General features: G+C 55.4%; 25 protein-coding genes. 16 read left to right on the plus strand and 9 right to left on the minus strand.

Features of this window, described 5'->3' with window-relative positions; genetic code table 11:
* Window positions 1–302: 302 nt before the first annotated feature.
* A complete protein-coding gene (locus tag OCH02_RS07365; RefSeq protein WP_017892622.1) occupies window positions 303–968 on the minus strand; it encodes a transglycosylase SLT domain-containing protein in 666 nt (221 codons plus the stop codon).
* Between the two features lie 109 nt (window positions 969–1,077).
* Here OCH02_RS07365 and ghoS point away from each other — a divergent pair, with 109 nt between their 5' ends.
* The 5 genes from ghoS (at window position 1,078) to OCH02_RS07390 (ending at window position 5,060) form a co-directional block, all read left to right on the plus strand.
* Complete coding sequence (gene ghoS / locus OCH02_RS07370; RefSeq protein WP_261430595.1) at window positions 1,078–1,377, plus strand: type V toxin-antitoxin system endoribonuclease antitoxin GhoS; 300 nt, start codon at window positions 1,078–1,080, stop codon at window positions 1,375–1,377.
* Between the two features lie 131 nt (window positions 1,378–1,508).
* Window positions 1,509–2,453 carry a metal ABC transporter substrate-binding protein gene (locus tag OCH02_RS07375; protein ID WP_261430596.1) on the plus strand — a complete coding sequence of 315 codons (945 nt, stop codon included), beginning with the start codon at window positions 1,509–1,511 and terminating at the stop codon, window positions 2,451–2,453.
* A complete protein-coding gene (locus OCH02_RS07380) occupies window positions 2,450–3,340 on the plus strand; it encodes a manganese/iron ABC transporter ATP-binding protein (RefSeq protein ID WP_012144868.1) in 891 nt (296 codons plus the stop codon). The genes OCH02_RS07375 and OCH02_RS07380 overlap by 4 nt, the downstream gene beginning before the upstream one ends.
* Window positions 3,340–4,200 (plus strand): iron/manganese ABC transporter permease subunit YfeC, encoded by an 861-nt coding sequence (gene yfeC, locus OCH02_RS07385; protein WP_112348367.1) that lies wholly within the window; start codon window positions 3,340–3,342, stop codon window positions 4,198–4,200. The genes OCH02_RS07380 and yfeC overlap by 1 nt, the downstream gene beginning before the upstream one ends.
* Window positions 4,200–5,060: a metal ABC transporter permease gene (locus OCH02_RS07390; RefSeq protein WP_261430597.1), complete on the plus strand. Its 861-nt coding sequence runs from the start codon at window positions 4,200–4,202 to the stop codon at window positions 5,058–5,060. Before yfeC ends, OCH02_RS07390 begins: the two co-directional genes overlap by 1 nt.
* A 37-nt stretch (window positions 5,061–5,097) precedes the next feature.
* Here the strand turns inward: OCH02_RS07390 and OCH02_RS07395 are convergent, their stop codons facing one another.
* Window positions 5,098–5,547 (minus strand): GNAT family N-acetyltransferase, encoded by a 450-nt coding sequence (locus tag OCH02_RS07395; protein WP_261430598.1) that lies wholly within the window; start codon window positions 5,545–5,547, stop codon window positions 5,098–5,100.
* A gap of 263 nt (window positions 5,548–5,810) precedes the next feature.
* On the opposite strand from OCH02_RS07395, the gene OCH02_RS07400 reads away from it, so the two are divergent.
* A complete protein-coding gene (locus tag OCH02_RS07400; RefSeq protein WP_261430599.1) occupies window positions 5,811–6,671 on the plus strand; it encodes a fructosamine kinase family protein in 861 nt (286 codons plus the stop codon).
* A gap of 48 nt (window positions 6,672–6,719) precedes the next feature.
* On the opposite strand, the gene OCH02_RS07405 is transcribed toward OCH02_RS07400, so the two are convergent.
* The gene (locus OCH02_RS07405; RefSeq protein ID WP_261430600.1) at window positions 6,720–7,280 is read right to left on the minus strand and encodes a YniB family protein; all 561 of its coding nucleotides are present in this window, start codon (window positions 7,278–7,280) and stop codon (window positions 6,720–6,722) included.
* 195 nt (window positions 7,281–7,475) lie between these two features.
* Between OCH02_RS07405 and OCH02_RS07410 the strand changes: the two genes are divergently transcribed.
* The 4 genes from OCH02_RS07410 (at window position 7,476) to OCH02_RS07425 (ending at window position 12,009) form a co-directional block, all read left to right on the plus strand.
* Window positions 7,476–8,756, plus strand: coding sequence for an HdeD family acid-resistance protein (locus OCH02_RS07410; protein ID WP_261430601.1), 1,281 nt, complete (start codon window positions 7,476–7,478; stop codon window positions 8,754–8,756).
* 65 nt (window positions 8,757–8,821) lie between these two features.
* Entirely contained in the window at window positions 8,822–9,487 is a 666-nt protein-coding gene (gene hxpB, locus OCH02_RS07415; protein ID WP_261430602.1) for a hexitol phosphatase HxpB, read from the plus strand.
* A 396-nt stretch (window positions 9,488–9,883) separates the two neighbouring features.
* Window positions 9,884–10,432 carry a metal-dependent hydrolase gene (locus OCH02_RS07420; protein WP_012144860.1) on the plus strand — a complete coding sequence of 183 codons (549 nt, stop codon included), beginning with the start codon at window positions 9,884–9,886 and terminating at the stop codon, window positions 10,430–10,432.
* 185 nt (window positions 10,433–10,617) lie between these two features.
* Window positions 10,618–12,009, plus strand: coding sequence for an L-cystine transporter (locus OCH02_RS07425; RefSeq protein ID WP_261122485.1), 1,392 nt, complete (start codon window positions 10,618–10,620; stop codon window positions 12,007–12,009).
* 132 nt (window positions 12,010–12,141) lie between these two features.
* On the opposite strand, the gene kdgR is transcribed toward OCH02_RS07425, so the two are convergent.
* Window positions 12,142–12,933, minus strand: coding sequence for a DNA-binding transcriptional regulator KdgR (kdgR, locus tag OCH02_RS07430; RefSeq protein ID WP_261430603.1), 792 nt, complete (start codon window positions 12,931–12,933; stop codon window positions 12,142–12,144).
* 233 nt (window positions 12,934–13,166) lie between these two features.
* Between kdgR and OCH02_RS07435 the strand changes: the two genes are divergently transcribed.
* On the plus strand, window positions 13,167–14,561 hold the full coding sequence (locus tag OCH02_RS07435; protein WP_261430605.1) for an MFS transporter: 1,395 nt from the start codon (window positions 13,167–13,169) through the stop codon (window positions 14,559–14,561).
* A gap of 48 nt (window positions 14,562–14,609) precedes the next feature.
* On the opposite strand, the gene htpX is transcribed toward OCH02_RS07435, so the two are convergent.
* The 5 genes from htpX to OCH02_RS07460 all read right to left on the minus strand — a co-directional run bounded on the left by htpX (window position 14,610) and on the right by OCH02_RS07460 (window position 19,527).
* Complete coding sequence (gene htpX / locus OCH02_RS07440; RefSeq protein WP_012144856.1) at window positions 14,610–15,488, minus strand: protease HtpX; 879 nt, start codon at window positions 15,486–15,488, stop codon at window positions 14,610–14,612.
* Between the two features lie 197 nt (window positions 15,489–15,685).
* Window positions 15,686–16,069: a DUF4260 domain-containing protein gene (locus tag OCH02_RS07445; protein WP_261430606.1), complete on the minus strand. Its 384-nt coding sequence runs from the start codon at window positions 16,067–16,069 to the stop codon at window positions 15,686–15,688.
* A 98-nt stretch (window positions 16,070–16,167) separates the two neighbouring features.
* Entirely contained in the window at window positions 16,168–18,204 is a 2,037-nt protein-coding gene (gene prc / locus OCH02_RS07450; RefSeq protein ID WP_261430607.1) for a carboxy terminal-processing peptidase, read from the minus strand.
* A 19-nt stretch (window positions 18,205–18,223) separates the two neighbouring features.
* Window positions 18,224–18,934 carry an RNA chaperone ProQ gene (gene proQ, locus OCH02_RS07455; RefSeq protein WP_012144854.1) on the minus strand — a complete coding sequence of 237 codons (711 nt, stop codon included), beginning with the start codon at window positions 18,932–18,934 and terminating at the stop codon, window positions 18,224–18,226.
* A gap of 95 nt (window positions 18,935–19,029) precedes the next feature.
* Window positions 19,030–19,527, minus strand: coding sequence for a GAF domain-containing protein (locus OCH02_RS07460; RefSeq protein ID WP_261430608.1), 498 nt, complete (start codon window positions 19,525–19,527; stop codon window positions 19,030–19,032).
* A 246-nt stretch (window positions 19,528–19,773) separates the two neighbouring features.
* Here OCH02_RS07460 and yebS point away from each other — a divergent pair, with 246 nt between their 5' ends.
* The 5 genes from yebS to OCH02_RS07485 all read left to right on the plus strand — a co-directional run bounded on the left by yebS (window position 19,774) and on the right by OCH02_RS07485 (window position 26,486).
* Window positions 19,774–21,021, plus strand: coding sequence for a membrane integrity lipid transport subunit YebS (gene yebS / locus OCH02_RS07465; RefSeq protein ID WP_261430818.1), 1,248 nt, complete (start codon window positions 19,774–19,776; stop codon window positions 21,019–21,021).
* On the plus strand, window positions 20,990–23,620 hold the full coding sequence (locus tag OCH02_RS07470) for a PqiB family protein (RefSeq protein ID WP_261430609.1): 2,631 nt from the start codon (window positions 20,990–20,992) through the stop codon (window positions 23,618–23,620). The genes yebS and OCH02_RS07470 overlap by 32 nt, the downstream gene beginning before the upstream one ends.
* Window positions 23,621–23,726: 106 nt before the next feature.
* Window positions 23,727–25,163 (plus strand): 16S rRNA (cytosine(1407)-C(5))-methyltransferase RsmF, encoded by a 1,437-nt coding sequence (gene rsmF, locus OCH02_RS07475; RefSeq protein WP_261430610.1) that lies wholly within the window; start codon window positions 23,727–23,729, stop codon window positions 25,161–25,163.
* A 277-nt stretch (window positions 25,164–25,440) separates the two neighbouring features.
* A complete protein-coding gene (locus OCH02_RS07480) occupies window positions 25,441–25,980 on the plus strand; it encodes a spore coat U domain-containing protein (RefSeq protein WP_261430611.1) in 540 nt (179 codons plus the stop codon).
* 2 nt (window positions 25,981–25,982) lie between these two features.
* Window positions 25,983–26,486, plus strand: coding sequence for a spore coat U domain-containing protein (locus tag OCH02_RS07485; protein WP_261430612.1), 504 nt, complete (start codon window positions 25,983–25,985; stop codon window positions 26,484–26,486).
* The last annotated feature ends 4 nt before the right edge of the window (window positions 26,487–26,490 follow it).

Genomic DNA, 26,490 nt, shown 5'->3' on the forward strand with positions numbered 1-26,490 from the left:
CCATCCAAAGATAATCACAACTATTTAACCTCAACCTTGCGGTCGATGCGGGTTTTAAACATAAATTGTTACTTATTTGTATATTTATTGAAGGCCATAAAGTGACCAGATGCCACAATGTTACCGGTAACTTATTGAATGAACGTAAAGATTTGCGGGTTAATGTAAAATTAACTATTCGTGCGGTTTTTCAGGTAACAGGATGGGAAATAACGAAAAATGAGAAGTGCATCGCGATTTTACCGCGCGCCAATAAAAAAAACCGGCCCCATTAAGGGGCCGATTTAGCAAAGAAATCTGAACTAGGGCGACATTGCCTGGTAGGCGGTGGTCACCTTCCATAAATAACGTGGCGCCTGCGGGGCCGGATGCTTTTTCTGGATATGCTGATAGAACTCATCCGGGCTCATCTGATTGATACGATTCACCGCTACGCGCTTGTCCGATGAGAAGGTCCGTAGCATGGCGCCCGCCCCATTCACATAAGAAACAATGGTGGCGTAACGTAACGTCTGTGGATCGTTGATCCCGGCTAGCTGCTGGCTTTGAAGAATATTGATATAGGCCGTTCCCAGATCAATATTAACCGCCGGATCCTTCAACTCACGCGAGCTTGGCTGCCCGCTTCTTCCTTTCAGACGATAGGCGTCACGCCCGGCGGTTGAAGGTTTCAGCTGCATTAATCCCACTGCGTTCGAGGTACTGACTGCATTCGGGTTAAACCCGGACTCCACCTGAATAATCGCTTTAATCAACGTTTCGTCAACACCATAGCTGTTAGCGGCCTGACGAATGTAATCGTTATAGGCTATCGGTGTCCCTGTACGGTTAACCGGCGCCTGCGGGGGGGTCTTTAACCAACCGCCACGCGATGTGCCACTGCCTGAAATATTGGTTGCTGTTTGTGGGTCTTTGGCACAACCCGACAAAAGCAAAATTGCCGTCAGGCAACCTATTTTTGTTTTCACAGAATCCCTCACTCCTTTCAATGAGTTGCGTAGCATATACAACTTGTAAGGACGCCTGTACGCTTTTTTTGGTCTAATCTCAAGCTACTCGTATACCAAGAGGTGATTTATGAGTCAATCTGCAACAACGTGTTTTGTGGTGACTTTTCGCTACCCGGAAGAAGGATTAGCTGATTTGGCCAAGCTGACAGGACAATTAACCCTTCAGGGATTTGTCACGTCGGTGGCAGACGAAAATGGGGTTCCGCATGAGCTGGGCAGCAACAGTTTTGCGCTGATAACCCCACTGGATCAACAGGATGTGCAACTGCTGGCACAGAAGCTTGGGCAGGTCGCATTGGGTAAGACTCCTGAGGTCGATATTGTCACCTACGATAGCTATGCTAAGCGGTTACATACTGATACATAAAATGCTATAACTCACCGGGCGGTATTATTTTCCTCAATGAGTAAATAACCGGCAGTCTGCCGGCAGGTGATGCTTGACTTTGCTCTAATTGATATTGATAATCATTTTCATTTGAGCCAGGAGATGTCACCATGTTTATGAAACAACGCGCTTTTCCCCGCCTATCCCTTATTGAGATCAAGGGCTTTTTCCGCCCTGGCGCCCTACTGTGCATGTTACTGACCGTCGGCCTTGCCAGCCAGGCGGCATTGGCAGAAAAAAAACTGCGGGTGGTAACCACCTTTACCATCATTCAGGACATTGCCCAGAACGTGGCCGGTGACGCCGCCGTGGTAGAGTCGATCACCAAACCGGGCGCAGAAATCCACGATTACCAGCCGACGCCGCGCGATATCGTCAAGGCGCAGCATGCCGACCTGATCCTGTGGAACGGCATGAATCTGGAACGCTGGTTCCAGCGCTTCTTCGAGAACATCAGGCAGGTGCCTGCCGCGGTAGTCACCGAAGGCATCACCCCACTGCCGATCCGCGAAGGGCCTTATAACGGTAACCCGAATCCGCACGCCTGGATGTCTGCCAGCAACGCGCTGGTGTACATCGAAAATATCCGTAAGGCACTGGTACAACACGACCCGGCCAATGTCGAAACCTATAACCGTAACGCCAAAGCCTATGCCGCCAAAATTGCCGCCTTGGACGCACCGCTGCGCGAACGCCTGGCACGCATCCCAGCGGCCCAGCGTTGGTTGGTGACCAGTGAAGGTGCCTTCAGCTATCTGGCGAAAGACTATCAGTTGAAAGAAGTGTATCTGTGGCCAATCAACGCCGATGAGCAAGGCTCACCGCAGCAGGTTCGCCGGGTGATTGACACCGTGCGCGCCAACCACATCCCGGTGGTATTCAGCGAAAGTACCATTTCCGACAAACCAGCCAAACAGGTCGCCAAAGAGACCGGCGCAAAATACGGTGGCGTACTCTATGTCGATTCGCTGTCTGCGCAGGGTGGTCCGGTGCCGACTTATATCGACCTACTCAATGTCACCGTACAAACCATTGCCAAAGGATTTGATCAATGACCACCGAGGTTTTTGTCCGCCCTGAATTGAGCGTGGACGACGTTACCGTCACCTACAACAACGGCCATACCGCGATCCACAACGCCAGTTTCACCCTGAGTGGTGGCGCCATCTGCGCGCTGGTTGGCGTCAACGGCAGCGGTAAGTCGACCCTGTTCAAAAGCATTATGGGGCTGGTCAGGCCCACCAGCGGTCGCGTACAGCTCAACGAGCAACCGGTCGCGCAGGCGCTGAAGAAAAACGTGATTGCCTACGTCCCGCAAACCGAAGAGGTTGACTGGAATTTCCCGGTATTGGTGGAAGACGTAGTGATGATGGGCCGCTACGGCAAGATGAACTTCCTGCGCATCCCTTCCAAGGAGGACCGCCTGCGGGTCGATAAGGCGCTGGAGCGCGTTGGCCTGAGCGAACTGCGCACCCGCCAGATCGGCGAACTTTCCGGCGGGCAGAAAAAACGCGTCTTTCTGGCGCGGGCACTGGCTCAGCAAGGCACCGTTCTGCTGCTGGACGAGCCCTTTACCGGCGTCGACGTCAAAACCGAGAATGCCATTATTGATCTGCTGCGCGCGTTGCGCGATGAAGGCCACCTGATCCTGGTTTCCACCCATAACCTGGGTAGCGTGCCGGAGTTTTGCGACCGGGTGATCCTGATTAACCGTACGGTGCTGGCCGCGGGGCCGACTGAAACTACCTTTACCCAGAGCAACCTGGAACAGGCATTCGGCGGCGTACTGCGGCATATCAACCTGTCCGGCCCGGACCTGCACGACGACAACGATCCGCGCACCCTGACGGTGTTGACCGATGACGAGCGCCCGGCGGTGTTCTACGGCCACACCAAGAGTGACCCGCCTGCGCAGAGCCAGCCAAAGGAGAAACAACCCTGATGCTGGAACTACTGCTGCAACCCTTCAGTTACAACTACATGGTCAAAGCCATCTGGGTCAGCGCCATCGTCGGCGCCGCCTGTGCGTTCCTGTCGGCATACCTGATGCTGAAAGGCTGGTCGCTGATGGGCGACGCGTTGTCGCACTCGGTGGTGCCTGGTGTCGCGGGTGCCTATGCGCTGGGTTTGCCCTACGCCGCCGGTGCCTTCTTTACCGGCATGCTGGCCGCGCTGGCCATGACGCTGGTACGCCACGTCACTCGCCTGCGTGAAGACGCGATTATCGGCTTTATCTTTTCCACCTTCTTCGCCGTCGGCCTGCTGATCGTTTCGCTCAATCCAACCTCGGTTAACGTGCAATCGATTATCTTCGGCAATATTCTCGGCATCGCCGACGAAGACGTGTTGCAGGTCGAGATTATCATCGGCGTATCACTGCTGATCCTGTGCCTGGTGTGGAAAGATCTGTTGGCGGTGTTCTTTGACGAAAACCACGCGGTGTCGATCGGCCTGTCGCCGCTGCGGCTGAAGATCCTGTTCTTCACCCTGCTCAGCGCCTGCACCGTAGCGGCATTACAAACCGTCGGCGCAATTTTGGTGATCGCCATGGTCATCACACCGGGCGCGACCGCCTATCTGCTGACCGACCGTTTCAGTCGGTTGGTGATCATCGCCATCGTGATCGGTGCATTGACCAGCGGCTTCGGGGCTTACCTGAGCTTCTTCCTCGACGGCGCGACCGGTGGGGTGATTGTAACCCTGCAGACGTTGGTGTTCCTGGCCGCCTTTTTCTTCGCCCCCAAGCACGGCCTGTTGGCATCCAAACGCCGCGTAGCGCGTGAACAGACCGGAGGCCACTGATGGAAACCTTGTATCAACTGCTCAGCGAACCCTTCGCCTACCCGTTTATGCAGCGGGCGATCCTGGCCGCTATTTTCACCGGCGTAGTCTGTGCGGTGCTGTCCTGTTATCTGGTGCTCAAGGGCTGGTCGCTGATGGGCGATGCCATTTCGCATGCGGTGCTGCCCGGCATCGTGTTGGCGTTCGTGCTCGGTATCCCGGTGGTGATCGGCGCGTTTTTCTCCGGTATTTTCTGCGCGGTCGCCACCGGTTACCTGAAAGAAAACAGCCGGGTGAAAGAGGATACGGTGATGGGTATCGTGTTCTCTGGCATGTTCGCCTTCGGTCTGGTGTTGTTTTCACGCGTCGATACCGATCAGCATCTGAGCCACATTCTGTTCGGCAATATGCTGGGCATTACCGATGCCGAACTGAAGCAGACGCTGCTGATGGCCGGTATTACCCTGTTGGTGGTGTTGCTCAAACGCAAAGATCTGATGCTCTACTGTTTCGATCCCAACCATGCCAGGGTAATTGGCCTGCCGGTGAAGCTGTTGCACTACGGGTTACTGTGCCTGCTGGCGCTGACCATTGTCGCTTCGCTGCAGGCGGTGGGGGTGATTCTGGTGATTGCGATGCTGATCGCTCCAGGGATTATTGCCTTTATGCTGTGCCGCAGCTTCGATCGCATGTTGATGGTCGCCACGGTGGTTTCGGTGTTCTCCTGCGTGCTCGGCACCTTGATCAGCTTTCACATCGACGGAGCCACCGGCCCCTGCATTGTGATCGTTCAGGCGATTGTGTTTGTGATCGCCCTGCTCTACAGCAAGTTCAGACCGTTACAACGTCACGAAGAAAGCTTAATCAACGTCAAACCTTAAAACAGTCGGCGGTGCACAATAGCACCGCCGACTGATGTTACTGCTGCTGGTAGATATCCGGCCGGACAATATGCCAGACAAAATCCTCACGATTCACCGCTTCATAACCCACTTTCTGATACAGCCACGGCGCAGTGCCGGTCACCAGCATAATTCGTCGCAGCCGTTGCAGCACGGGGTGTTCCAACGTGCAATCCATTAGCCAACGCGCTAACCCCTGCCCCTGGTAATCCGGAGAGACAAACACATCACACAGATAGCCAAAAGTGGCGTAATCCGTAACCAGACGGGCAAAGCCAATCTGTTGTTGCTGATGATACAAACCAAAACACAGGCTGTTATCGATGGACAACTGCACCGTCGCCAGCGAAATGCCACTCGCCCAGGTCGAGGTGGTCAAAAAAGCGTGGGTAAAGGCGATATTTAATTCACTTTTATCACTGTTGATTCGGTATTCACCGCGTTGCCACTGCTGATTTTGCTCCATTAATTTCTCATCCCATTGATAGTGAAGGACTTCAAAAAAACACCCCTTGTCTCAGCCGCAGCTGGCCTGATAAACATCGCTCTCACGCCGACAAGTTGCAATATGCGACGTACTTAAATTAATCAATAGCGTATATACTTTGAGCAAACGCGGGTGGCGAGAAAATCGCCAGTTGTTGGTGCCAGCTGTGCGCCAGGTCGTGTTTTCTTCAGGCTAAAGACGCTAACCTAATGAATTCGCAGGCAACACAGAGGGGGTGTACCATGTGGCAAGCCGTTAGCCGTCTGTTGAGTGAACATCTTGGCAGCGCAGAAATCCGCGAAAGAACCGAACTGCCCGGGGGCGATATACATCCGGCATGGCGTGTGAGTTACGGTGACCACCAGGTGTTTGTCAAATGCGATGCCCGGGAACTGTTGCCCATCTTTACCGCCGAGGCCGACCAGTTGGAGTTACTTGCCCGCAGTAAAACTGTGCGGGTCCCGCAGGTGTACGGCGTCGGCAGCGATCGCGACTACAGCTTCCTGCTGCTGGAATACCAACCCCTGAAACCCTTTGATGCCCACGGCGCCTACTGTCTTGGCCAACAACTGGCTCATCTGCACAAATGGAGCGAACAGCCGCAGTTCGGTCTCGATTTCGACAACGATTTGTCCACCACCCCGCAACCCAACGCCTGGCAGCGCCGCTGGTCTGAATTTTTTGCCGAGCAGCGTATTGGCTGGCAGTTGCAGATGGCGGCAGAGAAAGGCATGACCTTCGGGGATATTGACGAGATTGTTGACGCGGTGTATCTCCGCCTACAGCACCATCAGCCGCAGCCTTCACTGTTGCATGGCGATTTATGGCCGGCCAACTGCGCTTTAACCGCCAACGGCCCCCTGCTGTTTGATCCGGCCTGCTATTGGGGAGACAGAGAGTGCGATTTGGCGATGCTGCCGCTGTATCCGGAGTTGCCGCCGCAGATTTACGACGGTTACCAGAGTGTCTGGCCTTTGGAGAATGGATTTATCGAACGTCAGCCGCTGTATCAACTGTATTACCTGCTCAACCGCAGCAATCTGTTTGGTGGCCAGCATCTGGTCAAAGCCCAGCGCGCGGTGGAAACACTACTGCATTCCTAGCCGCAATAAAATGAGGCGCTGAACCCAGCGCCTCAACCTCATCTCACCTTAAGCCGCGCTGGCCAGTTGGCCGAGCAGCTTGATGACAAACCAGGCGATTACCGCAATCACCACCGGCAAAATGTACAGCGGGAAGTATTGCAGCAAAATGGTGTGGTGCGGCAACGTTATACGTTCTTCCAACTGCGCACGGGTGTGCCCCTCACTGCCCTTGGCCTGCTCGAGGATCATCTGGTCCTCCAGGCCCTCGCGAATAAACTTCACCTGACGCGACATGCGCGCACCTGAAGCCTGCAAAGCCAGTCCGACAAAAATCAGAATATAAATCACGATAAACATGAAATTAGCACCGCTGAACAGGCTTTTTTCTACGTCAGGAACCGGCGAGTTATACCAGAAGATATTCAGGAACGGCGTATTGAAGCGCACCATATCGACCATCACGTGGACAAAATCCAGCATTACCGCATTGATGCCTTTAGTCTTTTCGCTGTGCTGATAAACAAACATCAACATTGAGATCAGCGTCGACAGCAACGCCGGGATAAAAACCACCCAGCCAAGAATACGTTTGATAATGGCGATACGCCCAGCCTGTTGATACGTCATGTATTCCCCTTGTAAGCGACGTAACCGTAATTGGCTAAGTCTACCTGTAGTTACTGAAACTCGCCCACCGTTTTCTTCACCGTTACTGTGCTACAAGCGTAGCCGGGATTATCCGAAATCAACAGCTTAACGACATCCGCGCGTTACCATTAAATAGTTATATAGTTAAATCAATCCGTTTAGACAGGAGCCACCATGATTCGGCTGATTATCTTATTGCTGGGTGCAGAGGCGCTGCACGGCCAGCGCCGCCTGCTGATGCTGTTCGGCTGGTTATGGATCTGCGTGGGCGCACTGATGCTGTTTGATGTGTTACAAGACGGTCGTTCGGTGCTGGCGTTAGATGCTTTGGCCGTCATGCTGGCCCTGGAGGGGCTGGTGGCGATTTCCGCCGCGCTGGTGATAGGTTCTTCCGCCAGCCGACCGGTGCTGCTGAAAGGCCTGGGGTTTATCTTTATGGCCTTTACGATTTTTGACGTGCCCGCAGACGATAACATCGTCGCTACGCTGGTATTTGGCAGTGCGCTGTTGCTTGACGGCGCGGTACGTATCGCCTCCTCGACGGTGATTCAACACAGCCGATGGAAACCGGTCGCGATCGCTGGCAGCGGTGAAATTCTGCTTTCACTGATGATTTTTATCGGCTGGCCGGCACCACACCGCATGACGGTGCCCTTTTGCCTCGGCGTAATGATCCTGCTTTCCGGTTGGGCGCTGCTGCGTATTGCACGGCGACTGGAAAGCTTTTCGCTGAATCAAAATAGGGATCAGTCAGGACTGCAATGGACGCACGATTCCATCCCGCTCAGCCTGTACGTCTGGACGCCAATAGGTTCGGCAAAAGACGCGCGCCGACGTTACATCGTCGACCGCTACATCGCTGCAGTAGACGGCGGCGGTAATATCTCAACCGGTCATGCCGCTCTGGCGCTCGATCCGGATCTGTATATTAGCCACTATCCGCTTAACGATATCAGCCACTCCGCACAGGATTTCCGCCAGTTGCTGCATTCCGGCGAGCAAAACAACGTCGACGGGCGTTTTCTGCCGAGCCTGCAACAAGAGGTGGCGGCCTGGTGCCCACCGGACAAAAAAATCCAGTTTCATCGCTATAACCCGACGGCGCTGCGCACTTTCTGGCAACGCTATCAGCAGGACGCCACCTACAACCTGACCCGTCGCAACTGTTCCACCACGGTGATTCGGGCACTCGACAGCGCGCTGGAGGGCGTACTGGGCGATAAGCATTTGTGGCGCCGTTTTCTGTTGCTGGTGCTCGATCCCAATCTGTGGATGCTGGCGATGCTGCGCAGCCGTGGCGAAAGCATGACCTGGACGCCAGGATTGGTGCTGGACTATGCGCGCATGCTACAACAGGTCACCGAGCGCCAACATCAGCGTTGGTGGTTAAAACTGCGGGAAGTGTGGCGTATCCTGCGCTTTGGCCGGGCTCAGCCCAGCAGGCAAAAGTTTTAGTCTCGCCGTCAGCGATGATAAAGTGTTGGCCACATTCACCGGCGCCGGCAAGGAGTTAACCGCTAATGGCCTATTCGCAACGCATTGAAACCGCTATTTTTGATATGGATGGTTTATTGATCGATTCAGAACCGCTGTGGCTACAGGCGGAACTGGATATCTTTGGCGCACTGGGGCTGGATTTGTCCGACCGCCACAAGCTGCCGGATACCCTGGGTCTGCGTATCGATCTGGTGGTGAAAATGTGGTACCAGGCCATGCCGTGGCAAGGGGTTTCGCAGGAGGAGGTCTCAGCGCGGATCATCGAACGCGCCATAGACCTGGTACGCGAAAAACAGCCGCTGTTGCCGGGCGTGCATCAGGCACTGGAGCTGTGCCGCAGTCTGGACCTGAATATCGGCCTGGCCTCGGCTTCGCCGCTGCATATGCAGCAGCAGGTGCTGCAGATGTTTGACCTTGAAGGCTACTTTGACCAATTGGTTTCCGCCGAGTATCTGCCTTACAGCAAGCCACACCCCGAAGTGTATCTGATTGCCGCCGAACGTCTCGGCAGTGATCCACTGCGCTGTATCACTTTAGAAGATTCATTCAACGGCATGATTGCCACCAAGGCCGCCAGAATGCGTTCGATTGTTATCCCGGCGCACGAGTATCGCGACGATCCGCGCTGGGCATTGGCCGACCATAAGCTCGAAACGCTGGAACAGCTGACGCCTGATCACCTGACGTAACCTTCACGGCATCGGTCTGCTCCCGGTGCCGTTATTCATACCCTTTAAGCCCCATCACCGCTTAATTTCAAAAAAAGCGCGCTGCATCATAAAATAAATAAAACGTTATTTCATTTATATTGAGTTAGCCTGCCGCTCTCTTTATGCTAGGGCAATAAGAAAGCGCCGGGCGATCGGTACAGGCTGTTACTGCCACGCAACCTGCTCCTGCCGCCCGGAGTTTTCTTCCTCCATTAGCCTTGCCAGATTAAAAACGCATACTCCTTTAGCACTGACCATAACAAGCCGTTGTAAAACCGCATAAAATAAACAATTGGTTACAGGGTAACTGCTTCCACTACTGGGAATTTTCCCATATACTGGATAAATTAACAGTTTATCAGCCGGAACTGCAGTATGACCGCGGAAGGACATCTTATTTTCTCTGTCGCTTGCGCGATTTTCGCCAAGAAGGCCGAGGTGACACCATCGCTTGCTACCGGCGACTGGTGGCATATTATCCCCGCCGCTCTGCTGACATCGTTGTTGCCCGATATCGATCACCCCAAATCGGTGTTAGGCCAGCGCCTGCGCTGGATCGCCATTCCAATCTCGCGTGCCTTCGGCCATCGCGGGTTTACACATAGCCTGCTGGCGATCGCCGGCGGCATGGCACTGTTCCAGCTTGACGTACCTCGCAGTTGGCCGATCCCGCCCGATGTCCTGCATGCGATGATAATCGGTTACTTCAGCCACCTGTTGGCTGATATGCTCACCCCCGCTGGCGTGCCCTTGCTTTGGCCCTGCCGCTGGCGTTTTCGCCTGCCGCTGCTAAATTCTCAGAAAGGCAACCAACTTGAGCGCGCCCTGTGCCTGTGTCTGGTAGCTTTCGCGATCTACTGGCAAGGCGGTTGCACCATTCCTGTGCAGTCCTATTTTGAACAAATAAAAAATATCAGACTGTGATCACAAAAAAATGGCCATTTAATACCCGCAAAGATTATTAATTAAACAAAATCACCAACAAAGTTATATCAAATTCCATTTGGATATAAGTGAGCCGTTACGCAAACTGTTACGATATTTAGTATCGCTACGCCTTGGTGCATAGCCATTTTTATATAAGAAAAAAATAATTGGAGACATTGGGGATGAATCTTCCGCTGGTTATTAACGTGGTGATTTTTGTCGCCCTCCTTTTGCTGTTGGCGCAAACCCGCCATAAGCAATGGAGCCTGGCGAAAAAGGTATTGGTCGGTCTGGCTATGGGCGTGGTGTTCGGTCTGGCACTGCAACTGGTTTACGGCTCCGATAACCCGGTACTGAAAGAATCCATCAGCTGGTTCAACATTGTCGGCAACGGCTATGTGCAACTGCTGCAAATGATTGTGATGCCGCTGGTGTTCGCCTCGATCCTGAGCGCGGTCGCCAAGCTGCATAACGCCTCTTCCTTGGGGAAAATCAGCTTCCTGACGATTGGCACCCTGCTGTTCACCACGCTGATTGCCGCACTGGTGGGTGTGCTGGTAACCAACCTGTTCGGTCTGACCGCAGAAGGCTTGGTGCAGGGCACGCAGGAAAGCGCGCGCATGGCGGCTATTCAGAGCAACTACGTCGGTAAGGTCGCTGACCTGACCGTACCGCAACTGGTGCTGTCGTTCGTGCCGAAAAACCCGTTTGCCGATCTGACCGGCGCCAGCCCTACCTCGATCATTAGCGTGGTGATCTTCGCCGCCTTCCTGGGTGTGGCTTCGCTACAGTTGCTGAAAGACGATAAAGAGAAAGGCCAACGCGTACTGGTCGCTATCGACACCCTGCAAGCCTGGGTGATGAAGCTGGTGCGTCTGGTCATGAAACTGACCCCGTACGGCGTCCTGGCGTTAATGACCAAAGTGGTGGCCGGTTCCAACATCCACGATATTGTCAAACTCGGCAGCTTCGTGGTGGCCTCTTACCTCGGTCTGGCCATCATGTTTGGCGTGCACGCGGTGCTGCTGGCCTTCACCGGCGTTAATCCGGCGAAGTTCTTCCGCAAAGTTTGGCCGGTGATCACCTTTGCCTTCACCAGCCGCTCCAGCGCCGCCAGCATTCCGCTGAATGTGGAAGCACAAACCCGTCGTCTGGGCATACCTGAATCCATCGCCAGCTTCTCGGCGTCGTTCGGCGCGACTATCGGCCAGAACGGTTGTGCCGGTCTCTACCCGGCCATGCTGGCGGTGATGGTTGCCCCTACCGTCGGCATCAACCCACTGGATCCAGTGTGGATCGCCACACTGGTGGGTATCGTTACCATCAGCTCCGCCGGCGTTGCCGGTGTCGGTGGCGGCGCAACCTTCGCCGCGCTGATTGTGCTGCCGGCACTGGGCCTGCCGGTCACGTTGGTTGCCCTGCTGATTTCGGTTGAACCGCTGATCGACATGGGCCGTACTGCGCTGAACGTTAGCGGTTCCATGACCGCCGGTACCGTCACCAGCCAGCTGATGAAACAGACTGACAAGTCCATTATGGACAGCGAAGACGAAGTGGAACTGGCTCACCAGTAAATTTCGTCGGCATTAAAAAACCGGGGCTGAAGCAGGCCCCGGTTTTTTTACGTCTGAAAAAAACGCTAAATTCAAAATAAAAAAAGCGCTGCCCATAACTGGCAACGCCATGAATTATTCGAACCCACGGGATCAGAATGGGTAGTCGTGATAGCCCATTTGCTCGGAAATATTGCGAGCGGCGGTATGCAGACGTTTGATGTAATCGGCTTTGGCATCTTCCGAGTAACGAATGGACGGGAACGAGATGCTAAGGCCGGCGGTTACCACGCCAAAGCGGTCAAACACCGGCACCGCAATGCAGCGCAACCCTTCTTCCTGCTCTTCTATGTCTTCACCAACCCCCTGCTCACGCACCTGATCCAGCAGCGACATCAAGGCCGAGGCATCGGTCAGGGTGTTTGGGGTGCTGCGGGTAAACTCAATTTTTGACAGGATTTGCGCCACTTCAGCCCGGTCACGCCAGGCCAACAGCACTTTACCGATCGCCGTGCTGTGCAGCGGGTTGCGACGGCCAATACGCGAATACATACGCAGGTTATACATGGCGTCGATTTTATGGATATAGACAATACTGTCCTCATCCAGCGCCCCGAGGTGAATAGCTTCGCGGGTGTGGCTCGACAGTTCGCGCATTTGGATATCCGCGCTGCGGATCAGATCGACACTTTGCAGCGACTTGGCTCCCAGTTCAAACAGCTTCAGAGTGAGTGCGTATTTTTCCGACTCGCCCTCCTGCGAAACATAGCCCAATGACTTCATGGTTTGCAGAAAACGGTAGACGGTGCTCTTGGACATCATCACCCGCTGGGAAAGCTCGGTTATGCCAATCTCACGTTCTTCGCCCAGCGCCTGCAAGATACCAAATACCTTCAGCACGGATGAAACCGCATCCGGTTGTTTATCTGAGTCTGCGTTAACCATAGTCAATATCCTACCCGGCATTTTCTGTTTTAAGAAATTTGAACACGGGTTTCAGTATACGCGGTACCCCGGAAAGCACGCAATCTGCCCTGGGGATAAATGCCTGAGAAGGAAAGAATTGAGCGCTCAGCCCTCATCGGTTATTACAATTGAGCGGGAATCTGTGGATGCAATCGCAGACGAATATGATTAGCATGGTAATACTCCCCCGAATTAATACCTTCGAGATCAACATGCGTTCTTGTACTGACGGCCTCCCCGTCCCACAACGCTATGGGGCCATCCTCGCCATTGCCCTGGGCATCACCGTTTCGGTGCTGGATGGCGCGATTGCCAACGTGGCGCTACCGACCATCGCGCGCGATCTGAATGCCAGCCCGGCCAGTTCCATCTGGGTGGTTAACGCCTACCAGTTGGCGATCACCATTTCGCTACTGTCGCTGGCCTCGCTCGGTGACCTGATTGGCTATCGTCGCATCTATCAGGCCGGTCTGTTGGTGTTTAGCATTACCTCGCTGTTCTGCGCCCTGTCCGACTCGCTGACGACGCTGACCATTGCCCGCGTGCTGCAGGGCTTTGGTGCCGCCGCTATCATGAGCGTCAACACGGCGTTAATACGCATTATCTATCCGCAGCGGTTTCTCGGCCGCGGTATGGGTATCAATTCACTGATTGTCGCCTTTTCCTCGGCAGCCGGGCCTACGGTGGCGGCGGCGATCCTGTCGGTGGCCTCCTGGCAATGGCTGTTCGCGATTAACCTGCCGATTGGTATCGTCGCGTTGCTGCTGGGGATGAAATACCTGCCCGGCAATAGCCAAAAAAGTACTAACCAGCGCTTTGATCCGACCAGTGCGGTGATGAATGCCCTGACCTTCGGGCTGCTGATCACCGCCATCAGCGGCTTTGCTCAGGGCCAAAGCCTGACGCTGATATTCAGCGAAATCGCCGCGCTGCTGGTGATTGGCTACTTCTTTGTTCGTCGCCAACTGCGTCAGGCGTTCCCACTGCTGCCGGTGGACTTGCTGCGCATTCCGATTTTCGCGCTGTCGATGGGCACTTCGATTTGTTCATTCGCCGCCCAGATGTTGGCTATGGTCTCGTTGCCGTTCTTCCTGCAAAGCACGTTGGGCCGCGACGAGGTTGCCACCGGATTGCTGCTGACGCCATGGCCTTTGGCGATTATCGTCATGGCTCCGCTTGCAGGACGCCTGGTTGAGCGCATTCATGCCGGGTTGTTAGGCTGTATCGGTCTGGCGGTGTTTGCACTGGGCCTGTTTTTGTTGGCGCTGCTGCCGCAAAACCCATCAGACCTGGATATCATCTGGCGCATGGTGCTGTGCGGTGCCGGTTTTGGGCTGTTTCAGTCACCGAATAACCACACCATTATATCCGCCGCCCCGCGCAACCGCAGCGGGGGTGCCAGTGGTATGCTGGGCACCGCCCGGCTGTTGGGACAGACCTCGGGAGCCGCGCTGGTGGCGTTAATGTTCAACCTGTTCCCCACCTCCGGCACTCATGCCTCGTTGATTCTGGCCGGTACCTTCGCTACATTGGCGGCAGCGGTCAGCAGCCTGCGCATTACCCAACCGCGAGCGCAGGCGGAGCCAAGCAGTCAGCAAGCCAAATAGCGGACATAAAAAAACCCCGGTAAACCGGGGTTTTTAACGTTCTCAGGGTTACTTCAGATACTGACCTGAACGCAGCGCCTCGATACGTTTATCAAGCGGCGGGTGCGACATGAACAGTTCGCTGAACGACTTGGACTTGCCGTTGATGCAGAACGCCATCATGTTGCCCGCTTCCTGCGGCTCATAGCTGGTTTTCAGCCGTTGCAATGCGGCGATCATCTTCTCGCGGCCCACCAGTTTGGCAGAGCCTGCATCGGCATAGAACTCACGATGACGCGAGAACCACATGGTGATAATGCTGGCCAGGATGCCGAAGACCAGCTCCAGAACCATCGACACGCCGAAATAGATCATCGGGTTGCCGTTGCCTTCCCCTTCGCCGTCACGGTTGCCCAGGAAGCCGGCGGCGGCCTGTGCGATCAGACGTGAGATAAAGATCACGAAGGTGTTCACGATGCCCTGAATCAACGTCATGGTGACCATATCGCCATTGGCAACGTGGCTGATTTCGTGGGCAATAACCGCTTCCGCTTCATCACGGCTCATGCTTTGCAGCAGGCCGGTGCTGACGGCGACCAGTGACGCATTACGGCGCGCACCGGTGGCGAAGGCGTTAATGTCCGGCGCGTGATAAATAGCCACCTGCGGCATGGCAATGCCTGCCTGCTGCGACTGTCGGCGTACCGTTTCCAGCAGCCAGTTTTCGGTCTCGTTACGCGGCTGTTCAATCACTTCCCCGCCGACGGAGCGCAGCGCCATCCATTTGGACATCAGCAGTGAGACAAACGAGCCGCCGAAGCCGAACAGACCGGCCATAATCATCAGACCCTGAACGCTACTGGATTGGATTCCTGTCAGGCTGAGCACCAGCCCGAAAACCAACATCACCGCCAGGTTGGTGAGCAGGAACAGAGCTATACGCATCATAAAATGTTTACTTCCTCATAAATGTTAACAAAACGCTGCCTCGGATACCCTAGATGGTATGGGCATTCGTCACAGTTTCAAGAGTGGCACGCCATTAACCTACTAAAAATACGAAACTTTACAAAAACGGCGTTCAAGCAATACTTTTCAAATTGTAAACGATTGTTGCGCAAAACGGTGGCTTTTTTGATGCAAAATCAGCGCCGTGGGTTATTCAAACGCCCAAGGTGAGTATAGGCAAACCCTTCGGCATATTTCAGCCCGTAACCCAGCGTGCGATCAAAACCGATATGAGCGCACCAAATCAACGCTGCCATCAGCCAGCCTGCTTGCTGGAACCCCAAAAAGGCAAGGCCACACAGCGCCGGTCCTATGTATGAATGGGCAATGTTATAGCCTATGGCCCCGGCCTTTTTACCCAACGCATAGGCCAGGAAAGAGATATCGGGTAACAGGAAGCAGGCAGCGAAAAGCCCCCAGCCATAGTGCTGGCTGTGATAGACCACTACCGACAGCATCAGGGCCAGCAGTGCTTCCAGCCGCAACAGTATCCCCATCGGGCGGGTTAAATCGCTCATCATGACCTCACAGTATGTTGACTGCCAACCCGCGCCCTCAGGCGCGCCCATTAAAAAACGCACCCGAAGGTGCGTTTTTCATTTACTGATACTCGGCTGCGTTATTTCGCCGCCGCCGGCTGCGCCTGATCAAGGTGCGCCAGATCCAGTGCGATGTGCACGGTTTCATCCAGATATGGGTCAGGTTCCTGGTAATCCTTCGGCAAATCTTCCAGGGCCTTCAGCGGCTTTTTACCGGCGCGCTGCAGGCGATCATTAACACGTTGCAGACGGGTAGCGTCATCATCGTGGTTCTCTTTCTCGCGCTGAACCAGGTTGAGTGAGACGATGTTACGCTTGTCCTTCAGCGCCTTGTAATGAGTGATATCCTGCGCGATGTACTGGAACTCAGGATCCTTGGCAATACGCTGCTCATGATCCTTCAGCAGTTCAGGCTCAAACGGCTTCATATCACCGGTTTTGGTGTAGGTCGCCGCATTGATACTGTCCCACGGCATGGCGTTATCTTCAAACGCTTCACCGGTTTCCGCCGGATCGACGCCGCTCGGCATCAGGATATCCGGGGTAACGCCCTTGCGTTGGGTACTGCCGCCGTTAACGCGGTAGAACTTCTGAATGGTGTATTGCACCGAACCCAACGCTGGCCACTCCGGACGCAACATCTGATCGTAAATGCGGTTCAGCGAGCGATACTGTTGTACGGTACCTTTACCGAAGGTCGGTTCACCGACGATCAGCGCGCGACCGTAGTCCTGCATTGCCGCGGCAAAGATCTCGGAAGCCGAGGCGCTGAAACGGTCAACCAGTACCACCAGCGGCCCCTTGTAATAGGTCACGCCGTCGGTATCCGCGTCTTCACGCACCTTACCGTTGTTGTCACGCACCTGCACTACCGGGCCGCTCGGAATGAACAAGCCGGACAGCGATACCGCTTCGGTCAGTGCGCCGCCGCCGTTAGTGCGCAGGTCGATGATCAGGCTCTTAACGTTCTGCTTGGCCATCTTCTGCAACTGAACTTTCACATCATCGGTCAGGCCCACGTAGAAGCCCGGGATATCCATCACCGCGACTTTCTCTTTGCCGACGGTCTTGATGGTCATTTTCACCGCGCGGTCTTCCAGACGGATACGCTCACGGGTCAAGGTGACCACTCGGGTTTTGGTGCCCTTGCCGGCCGGCAGGATTTCCAGGCGCACCTTACTGCCCTTCGGCCCTTTAATCAGGGAAACCACGTCGTCCAGACGCCAGCCGATCACATCGACCACAGGCTTGCCCGCCTGGCCAACGCCGACAATACGGTCACCCACGGTGATCGCCTTGCTTTTTGCCGCCGGGCCACCTGGCACCATGGAGTTGATCAGGGTGTAATCGTCATCCATCTGCAACACCGCACCGATACCTTCCAGGGACAGGCTCATCTCGGTATTGAACTGTTCGGTATTGCGTGGGGAAAGATAGTTGGTGTGCGGGTCGATTTCATGCGCAAAGGCATTCATCACCAGTTGGAAAACGTCTTCGCTGTTGCTTTGCGTCAGGCGCTTGATAGCAAACTGATAGCGCTTGGTCAGCGTTTCACGAATTTCCTTGTCGGTCTTACCGGTCAGCTTGAGGTTCAGCTCGTCATATTTGACTTTCGCATTCCACAGGCTGTCCAGTTCGGCCTTGTCTTTCGGCCACGGCGCTTTGCTGCGGTCGAGATCGATAGTGTCGTTGCCGGTGAAGCTCATTGGCTTTTCCAGCAGCGACAATGCATAGGTGTAACGCTCAAAACGGCGTTTCTGCGCCAGATTGTACAACGCGTATGGCGTATCCAGCTTACCGCTTTTCAGCTCTTCGCCCAGCTGATTACGCTTGCTGGCGAATTGCGCCACGTCGGAGGCCAGCAGCACGTTATGGCTGTAGTCCAGCATATTCAGGTAACGATCGAAGATCTTGCCTGAAAAGTCCGCGTCGAGGGTAAACTGACGGTAATGAGAGCGAGTGAAGCGCGAAGTTACGCGCTCACTCACCGTTGCATGTTGCGGTTCCTGCTGCAGCTGAGGCAGTTGATCGATGCGGATGTTGGCTGGTTCCGCTCCGTAACTGACACCCGCCCACAACAGACCCGCGACTGCTGTTAATCTGACAAATTTGTTCATGCCTTGGTTGGCCTCCGTATCAGAACTGCAAGTGTTCTGCGCGCACAATCATCGCCAGACCGGAAGAGAGCTGCACACGTACGCCATCTTTGGCGATTTCAAGTACGGTTGCATCCATCGCACTCTGGCCTGCTCTGACTTTGATTTCCTGGCCAATTTGCAGTTTAGAGATATCCGTGACTGGCACACGACGCTGCTGGCTTTCCTCTTTGACTTCACGAGGTTGGCGAGCGGGCTGTGGGCGAGTTTGTGGGCGCGGCTTGCGGTTCTCCGGTGCGGCTCCGCCTTCGCGACGTGCAGCAGGTTTTTTACCGGCTGGACGTGGACGACGAGGCTCCGCAGCGGCTGATTCACCGGCAGCTTCACGTTTTTTGGCGTTTTGCTCGGCACGCTGTGCCTGAACTCGCGCTTTTGCTTCTTCAAGCTGTTGACGGGCATGATCGACATGCTGCTGTTCCAGCTCACCGCACGGGTTGCCGTCCAAATCAACGCGCTGTGCGCCAACTTTGACGCCGTACAGGTAACGCCAGCTTGAGGTGTACAGGCGCAGTGCAGAACGCAATTGCGTTTTGCTTAGGTTCTCTTCCCCCTGAACACGCTCGACCAGATCCTGAAAAATACCGATTTTCAACGGGCGAGCTTCGCCCTCGGCGCTAAAGCAGAGCGGAAAACGCTCGGCAAGAAAAGCAATGACTTCTTTACTAGAGTTCAACTTAGGTTGATTTTCCATGAAATTTCCTGATTACAACGGGTTTGCCAACCAGCGCAGGCATGAACAGGCGTCATTATAATGACGCCATCGGTAAATGCCACGTTAACCGTAGATCAACTTGCCGTTACAGTGACATATTTCGCACTATCACACTGCTCCAGCTGCGCGCAAAGCCCCGCCACCACTGCTTCCAGGCCCCTTTCGTCCTGTTCGTCGAAACGTTGATAAACTGTGCTGTCGATATCGAGAACGCCGATAATCTGACCGCCAACCCTGAGCGGCAGCACAATTTCTGCATTACTGGCCGCGTCACAGGCGATATGACCCGGGAACTCATGGACGTCGCCAACGCGCTGCACGCGATTTTCCGCCACCGCACTGCCACACACACCTTTTCCAACCGGAATGCGCACACAGGCGATTTTCCCCTGGAATGGACCCAGCACCAGTTGAGCGCCGTCCATCAGGTAAAATCCGGCCCAGTTAACGTCATCAAGACGCTCATTGATCAGCGCACTGGCGTTGGATAACGCGGCGATAAAGTTGGTTTCCCCGTCGAGCAGCGCGCACAAATCACGTTTTAATTCCGCGTAGAATTGTTCTTTTGTCATGTGTTAACCATTAGTACAGTGAAGAAGGCCACTAGCCCAAGTCTTAAGCCCTATAAAATAAGCATTAAATGCGTATAGCCACAAGGTTAATCATCTGTTGCTTCACAAAACCCTACCGGGCAAGGTATGTTTGCCGCTCAGAAACCCTGTTTTGCCGCCCGGTGCTTGGCCCTATAAGGCACGGACAGATTTATTTTTCAGCTACGCTAATCGATACGGCGAGCTCTGGGGCAGTTTTTTGTCATGATGAAAATACACGCGATCACCGGCCCGCTATCCAAAACACGCCACCAACGCTGTTGCGAATGCGACCTGCTGTTTGTGTTGCCGCCATTGAGCGGCAAACAGGCGGCCTACTGCCCGCGCTGCGATGCCAAGGTGGTCAGTGGCCGTGACTGGTCGATGACCCGACTGACCGCCATGGCGGTCACCATGCTGCTGTTGATGCCCTTTGCTTTCAGCCAGCCGCTGATCAGCATCCGCCTGCTGGGGGTGCGCATTGACGCCAGCCTGCTGGAAGGCATCTGGCAGATGAGCCACCAGGGGGATCCTCTCACTGCCAGTATGGTGGCGTTTTGCACTATTGGCGCCCCGCTCACGCTGGCGTTGTCGCTGCTGTACCTGCGTTTCGGCCACGCACTGGGCATGAATCTGCGCCCGGTGCTGCTGATGCTCGATCGTTTGAAAGAGTGGGTGATGCTCGATATCTACCTGATCGGCATGGCGGTGGCGACAATCAAAGTGAAAGAATACGCCGATATTCAGGCCGGCAGTGCGCTGATCGCTTACCTGGCGCTCACCCTGCTCAGCATCCTGACGCTGATCCACGTCAATCTGGAACAGCTGTGGGAACGCTATTATCCGCAGGAACAACCGAAAGGCCTGCCAACGGCACTGCATATCTGCCTGTCCTGCCATTTCACCGGCTATCCAGACCAACGTGGGCGTTGTCCACGATGCCACATTCCTATGTGCCATCGGCAGCCCTACAGCCTGCAAAAAACCTGGGCGGCGCTGATTGCGGCGATAATTTTACTGATCCCGGCCAACCTGATGCCGATTTCCATCATCTACGCCAATGGCGCGCGAATGGAGGACACCATCTTCTCCGGAGTGGTCTCGTTGGCAACTTCCGGCAATGTGCCGATCGCCGCCATCGTGTTCATTGCCAGCGTACTGGTGCCCTTTACCAAGGTCATTGTGCTGATCACCTTGCTGTTGAGCATTCATTTCAAGACCTCGCACAGCCTGAGAACGCGTATTCGCCTGCTGCGCCTGGTCACCTGGATCGGCCGTTGGTCGATGCTCGATCTGTTTGTTATTTCGTTAATGATGTCGCTGGTGAATCGCGACCAATTGTTATCTTTTACTATGGGGCCGGCAGCCTTTTATTTTGGGTCTGCGGTTATTTTAACTATTCTTGCCGTAGAGTGGCTGGATAGCCGATTGATTTGGGATGCACATGCAACAGGAAACGCCGAATACACCGACTGAAGCGCGGGTCAAAAACAAGCGCCGTATTTCGCCATTCTGGTTACTGCCGTTTATTGCCCTGCTGATCGCGGGGTGGCTGGTCTATAACAATTTCCAGGAACGCGGTACCACAGTGACCATTGATTTCCAGTCCGCGGCGGGCATTGTCGCCGGGCGTACTCCGGTACGTTATCAGGGTGTAGAAGTGGGCACCGTACAGAGCATCAGCCTGAGCAAGGATTTGCACAGCATCGTGGTCGAAGTCAGCATCAAAAGCGACCTGGAAGACTCCTTGCGCGACGGCACCCAGTTTTGGCTGGTAACGCCCAAAGCCTCGCTGGCGGGCGTGTCTGGCCTGGATGCCCTGGTGGGTGGCAACTATATCGGCATGATGCCGGGCAGCGGGCAGCCAAAGACTCACTTCACCGCGCTTGATACCCAGCCCAAATACCGACTCAACACCGGTGAGCTGATGATTCATTTGCACGCTGACGATCTCGGCTCGCTCAACACCGGTTCACTGGTGTACTACCGCAAGATCCCCGTCGGTAAGGTATATGACTACACCATCGCCGAAGGCAATAAGGGCGTCACTATCGACGTACTGATCGACCGCCGTTTTGCCAATCTGGTGAAGGGCAGCAGCCGTTTTTGGAACGTCTCGGGCTTCAAGGGTGATTTCAGCCTGGCGGGAGCCTCGGTGCAGATGGAAAGCCTGGCTGCTCTGGTCAACGGCGCCATTGCCTTTGACTCGCCGCCTGACGGTCAGCAGGCCAAGGCCGATCAAAGCTATACCCTGTATCCGGATCTGGCACACAGCCAGCGCGGCGTGAACATCACCCTGGATCTGCCGAGCGGCAATAACCTGAGTGAAAACCGCACGCCGCTGATTTATCAGGGATTACAGGTGGGCACCCTGACCAAGCTGACACTGCAACAGGACAGTAAGGTCACCGGTGAACTGACCATCGACCCGTCGGTGGTGGATTTAATGCGCAGCGGCACGCGGATTGTCATGCGCAGCCCGCGCCTGAGCCTTAACGACGCCAAACTCAGCCAGTTGCTGACCGGCAATACGCTGGAACTGGTACCGGGCGAGGGTGAACCACAGCAGCATTTCAACGTGCTGGACAGCAGCGAAACCCTGCTGCAACAACCGGGCGTACTGACCGTAACGCTGAACGCACCGCAAAGCTACGGAATCGACGTTGGCCAGCCACTGGTGGTGCACGGCGTTAAGGTCGGTCAGGTAATGAGTCGTGCCCTGACGGACAACGGCGTGGTATTTACTGCCGCCATCGATGCCCAATATCGCCGCCTGCTGCACAAAGACAGCAAGTTCGTGGTCAACAGCCGCGTCGACGTCAAACTGGGCCTGGACGGCATGGAAGTGCTGGGGGCCAGCGCGCAAGAGTGGCTGGACGGCGGCGTGCGTATCATTCCCGGCAGCAAGGGCGAACCTGTCGGGCAGTATCCGCTGTATGGCAATAGTGAAAAGGCCGAGGCCGGTATTATCGGCAACAGCCCTGCGCCAACCCTGACGCTGACCGCCGTCAGCCTGCCGGACGTGCAGGCCGGATCGGTGGTGCTGTACCGTAAATTCCAGGTGGGCGAGATTGTTAACGTGCGTCCCAAGGCCAACGAGTTTGAAGTTGATGTTTATATCAGCCCGGAATACCGCAAGCTGCTGACCAACGAAAGCATTTTCTGGGCCGAAGGCGGGGCCAAGGTGCAATTGAACGGCAGCGGCCTGACGGTGCAGGCTTCACCGCTCAACCGGGCGCTGAAGGGGGCCATCAGCTTCGATAATTTGCAGGGCGTGACGCTGAGCAAAGGCGCCAAACGCATGCTGTACGCCACGGAAACCGCCGCCCGCGCGGTGGGCAGCCAGATAATCCTGAAAACCTACGACGCCAGCAAGCTGTCGCCAGGCATGCCACTGCGTTATCTCGGTATCGATATCGGCCAGGTAGATTCGCTAAAATTGGCGCCAGAGCGTAATGAAGTGTTGGTCAAGGCGGTGCTGTACCCGGAATACGTGCAGACCTTCGCCCGTCTTGGCAGCCGATTCTCTATCGTATCGCCGGAGATTTCCGCCGCCGGGGTCAGCAACCTCGACACCCTGCTGCAGCCCTACATTAATGTGGAACCGGGCCGTGGGCGCGAGCTGCGCAGCTTTGAACTGCAAGAAGCCACTATTACCGACTCGCGCTACCAGGACGGCCTGAGCGTGATCCTCGACGCCGCCGAAACCGGCTCGCTGCAGATTGGCACCCCGGTGCTGTTCCGCGGTGTGGAAGTGGGAACCGTCACAGGCTTCTATCTGGGCGCCATGTCCGATCGCATCCACGTCGCGCTGCGTATCAGCAAGAAGTACCAGTATCTGGTGCGTAACAACAGCGTGTTCTGGTTGGCTTCCGGCTACAACCTGCAGTTCGGCCTGACCGGCGGCGTGATCAAGAGCGGAACCTTCCAGCAGTTTATTCGCGGCGGCATCGCCTTCGCTACTCCGCCGAGTATTCCGCTGGCACCGAAAGCGACGCCGCACAAACACTTTATGCTGAATGCAGAAGAGCCAAAAGACTGGCGTGAATGGGGTACCGCCATCCCTAAAGAGTAAATTCCTCACCCTCTCAGGGGCTCGGCAATGCCGGGCCCCTACTTTTTTCGGTTTATGGTAAACTCCTGCCCTTATTTATTTTGATTGCTGCCAGAGAGCTCACCCCGTGGCCAAACCTGCCTGCGTTTTTTTGCCGCCCGCCTTTCTTGACGCGACGCGCGCCATCATGCCCGCCGACCTGTCGATGGACGATTTCATTGCCGCCTGCCAACGCCCACTGCGCCGCAGCCTGCGGGTTAATACCCTGAAGATCAGCGTTGCTGATTTTCAAACGCTGGTGCAGGACTATGACTGGCAGCTGGAACCCATCCCCTGGTGTGCGGAAGGCTTTTGGATCGAACGCAAGGACGAAGAACTGCGGCTGGGCAGCGCGGCAGAACACCTGAGCGGCCTGTTTTACATTCAGGAAGCCAGCTCAATGCTACCGGTCAGTGCGCTGTTCGCCGGGGCCGAAGCGCCACGCCGGGTGCTGGACGTCGCCGCGGCACCGGGTTCCAAAACCACCCAGATTGCGGCGTTGATGAACAACCGGGGTGGGATTGTCGCCAATGAATACTCTGCCAGTCGGGTCAAGGTGTTGCATGCCAATATCAGCCGCTGCGGCGTGAAGAATGTGGCCCTGACCCACTTTGACGGCCGGGTGTTCGGTGCGGCGTTGCCGGAGAGCTTCGACGCCATTTTGCTGGATGCGCCCTGTTCCGGTGAAGGCGTGGTGCGTAAAGATCCGGACGCCATGAGCAACTGGTCACCGGCCAGCGTCGCCGCCATCGCCGACACCCAGCGTGAACTGATCGACAGTGCCTTCCATGCTCTGGCCCCAGGCGGCGTACTGGTCTACTCCACCTGCACGCTCAACGCGCAGGAAAACCAGCAGATCGTCAACGGACTGCTGGCGACCTACGGCGATGCGGTCAGCATTGAACCGCTGGGTGAACTGTTCCCTGGCGCAGAGCGGGCGTTAACCGCCGAAGGTTTCCTGCACGTGTTCCCGCAAATTTACGACAGCGAAGGCTTCTTTGTGGCAAGGTTGCGTAAGCACCACTCCGTCACCGCGTTGGCAAAGCCAAGCTACAAATTGGGCAAATTCCCGTTCACTCCGCTATCGGGCAAGGATTCGGCCGAGATCGCTCAGGCCGCAGCGGCCTCCGGCCTGACCTGGGATGAAACCAGCCGTCTGTGGGCTCGCGATAAAGAAATCTGGCTGTTCCCAGCCGAGCTGGAAACGCTGGTTAATAAAATACGCTTCTCGCGTATCGGGCTGAAACTGGCCGAGCGTTTCACCAAAGGTTACCGCTGGCAGCATGAAGCGGTTATCGCACTGGCGGTTGCCGATGGCAAACAGCGTTTTGAACTGGATGCCACGCTGGCGCAAGAGTGGTTCCACGGCCGGGATCTGTACCCGGAGCCGCCGCCGCAGACCGATGAATGTATTGTTACCTACCAGCAACAACCGCTGGGCATCGCCAAACGCATCGGCAGCCGGATCAAAAACAACCTGCCGCGCGAACTGGTTCGTGACGGCGTGTTGGATTTCCATCAGTAACCCCCTGTAACTGGCCGGAAAACTCCGGCCAGTTAATACCGCTAATAATATTCCGACAGAAGCATATTATTATTCTGATCATTTTACGCTCCGGATATTCTCGTCCTTTCCATTGAGAAGATAACGACTTCCTTAAAAATAAAGAAAATTTTCAGCCTTTCACCAAGACATTTCCGACTTCTTATTCTATTAATTAAACTGTAAATAAATTAATGCGTTTATCCTTTTCTGGATGGCGTCTTTTGGGGCTCACCTTTAACACGGCAAGGAAAAAGACATGAAAAAAATTCTGATGGCACTGACCTCGGCAGCCACCTTGCTGTGCGCAAGCGGCGCAGCCAATGCAGCAGGCACTATTCAGGGTAACCTCGGGGTAACCTTAACCATCGGCGCGGGTTGCGTGGTCGGCGGCGGGAACAGCGCGGGGAGCGCCAACGACTTTGGTGCCATTAGCTTCGGTACCTATTCTTCCCTGTCCAACATTATCGACGCCAGCGCAACCGGTTCCGGCGGTGCAGGGACTTTGTCGCTGACCTGTACCACAGGTACCGCCTACACCGTGGCGTTAGACAACGGTCTGCACGTAGGCGCCGGTAACCAGCGCCAAATGGCCAGTACGGCAGGTGCCTTGATCAAGTACAACCTCTACCAGGATCAGACCCGCGCTACCGCCTGGGGCATAGGTTCCAATGCCCTGACCGGTAGCGGTACCGGCGCAGCGGTCCCATTGATTGTCTATGGACGTGTCCCGGCGGCTGCCACCACGCCCGATCCTGATACTTACAACGATACGGTGACCATGACGGTAACCTGGTAACAGTGCGGCAGGTTGTTTTGGGCTGTGGATTGCTGGCGTTAAGCCTGGCGGCGAATGCCGATAGCAAAACCGCCACCATTGGCGTCAGCGCCACCTTGTTGAAGGCATGCGAAGCCGGCAGCAGTTCAGGTGGCAATGTCAGCTTTGGTTCACTGGACTTCGGTACGGTCTATTTTCTCACGACCAGTGTCAGCGTAGCCGGCCAGCAAAACGCCGGGGCCATTCGCGTCAAGTGCAACAATGGCACCAGCTACAATGTCCTGCTTAACGGTGGGCAAAGCGGCAACACCGCTGCCCGCTATCTGAAAAGTGCCGCCGGCCAGCAGGTGAACTACAACCTGTATACCAACAGTTCGCACAGCATCATCTGGGATAACCTGACCGGGGTGTCGCAAACCGCCAACGGTCAGGATAACTGGTTACCGGTGTATGGCATGATCCCGGTGCAATCCACCCCGCAGATCGGCAGCTACACCGATACCGTGCAGGTCACCATCAATTGGTAACGGC

It is taken from the genome of Serratia quinivorans, from assembly GCF_946227985.1.
GTDB classification, from domain to species: domain Bacteria; phylum Pseudomonadota; class Gammaproteobacteria; order Enterobacterales; family Enterobacteriaceae; genus Serratia; species Serratia quinivorans_A.

What these genes read in the sequence shown, in the direction of transcription:
- ghoS (WP_261430595.1), top strand. Translation starts at nt 1,078, where the DNA reads ATGAGTCAATCTGCAACAACGTGTTTTGTGGTGACTTTTCGCTACCCG.
- OCH02_RS07375 (WP_261430596.1), top strand. Translation starts at nt 1,509, where the DNA reads ATGTTTATGAAACAACGCGCTTTTCCCCGCCTATCCCTTATTGAGATC.
- OCH02_RS07380 (WP_012144868.1), top strand. Translation starts at nt 2,450, where the DNA reads ATGACCACCGAGGTTTTTGTCCGCCCTGAATTGAGCGTGGACGACGTT.
- yfeC (WP_112348367.1), top strand. Translation starts at nt 3,340, where the DNA reads ATGCTGGAACTACTGCTGCAACCCTTCAGTTACAACTACATGGTCAAA.
- OCH02_RS07390 (WP_261430597.1), top strand. Translation starts at nt 4,200, where the DNA reads ATGGAAACCTTGTATCAACTGCTCAGCGAACCCTTCGCCTACCCGTTT.
- OCH02_RS07395 (WP_261430598.1), bottom strand. Translation starts at nt 5,547, where the DNA reads ATGGAGCAAAATCAGCAGTGGCAACGCGGTGAATACCGAATCAACAGT.
- OCH02_RS07400 (WP_261430599.1), top strand. Translation starts at nt 5,811, where the DNA reads ATGTGGCAAGCCGTTAGCCGTCTGTTGAGTGAACATCTTGGCAGCGCA.
- OCH02_RS07405 (WP_261430600.1), bottom strand. Translation starts at nt 7,280, where the DNA reads ATGACGTATCAACAGGCTGGGCGTATCGCCATTATCAAACGTATTCTT.
- OCH02_RS07410 (WP_261430601.1), top strand. Translation starts at nt 7,476, where the DNA reads ATGATTCGGCTGATTATCTTATTGCTGGGTGCAGAGGCGCTGCACGGC.
- hxpB (WP_261430602.1), top strand. Translation starts at nt 8,822, where the DNA reads ATGGCCTATTCGCAACGCATTGAAACCGCTATTTTTGATATGGATGGT.
- OCH02_RS07420 (WP_012144860.1), top strand. Translation starts at nt 9,884, where the DNA reads ATGACCGCGGAAGGACATCTTATTTTCTCTGTCGCTTGCGCGATTTTC.
- OCH02_RS07425 (WP_261122485.1), top strand. Translation starts at nt 10,618, where the DNA reads ATGAATCTTCCGCTGGTTATTAACGTGGTGATTTTTGTCGCCCTCCTT.
- kdgR (WP_261430603.1), bottom strand. Translation starts at nt 12,933, where the DNA reads ATGGTTAACGCAGACTCAGATAAACAACCGGATGCGGTTTCATCCGTG.
- OCH02_RS07435 (WP_261430605.1), top strand. Translation starts at nt 13,167, where the DNA reads ATGCGTTCTTGTACTGACGGCCTCCCCGTCCCACAACGCTATGGGGCC.
- htpX (WP_012144856.1), bottom strand. Translation starts at nt 15,488, where the DNA reads ATGATGCGTATAGCTCTGTTCCTGCTCACCAACCTGGCGGTGATGTTG.
- OCH02_RS07445 (WP_261430606.1), bottom strand. Translation starts at nt 16,069, where the DNA reads ATGATGAGCGATTTAACCCGCCCGATGGGGATACTGTTGCGGCTGGAA.
- prc (WP_261430607.1), bottom strand. Translation starts at nt 18,204, where the DNA reads ATGAACAAATTTGTCAGATTAACAGCAGTCGCGGGTCTGTTGTGGGCG.
- proQ (WP_012144854.1), bottom strand. Translation starts at nt 18,934, where the DNA reads ATGGAAAATCAACCTAAGTTGAACTCTAGTAAAGAAGTCATTGCTTTT.
- OCH02_RS07460 (WP_261430608.1), bottom strand. Translation starts at nt 19,527, where the DNA reads ATGACAAAAGAACAATTCTACGCGGAATTAAAACGTGATTTGTGCGCG.
- yebS (WP_261430818.1), top strand. Translation starts at nt 19,774, where the DNA reads ATGAAAATACACGCGATCACCGGCCCGCTATCCAAAACACGCCACCAA.
- OCH02_RS07470 (WP_261430609.1), top strand. Translation starts at nt 20,990, where the DNA reads ATGCAACAGGAAACGCCGAATACACCGACTGAAGCGCGGGTCAAAAAC.
- OCH02_RS07480 (WP_261430611.1), top strand. Translation starts at nt 25,441, where the DNA reads ATGAAAAAAATTCTGATGGCACTGACCTCGGCAGCCACCTTGCTGTGC.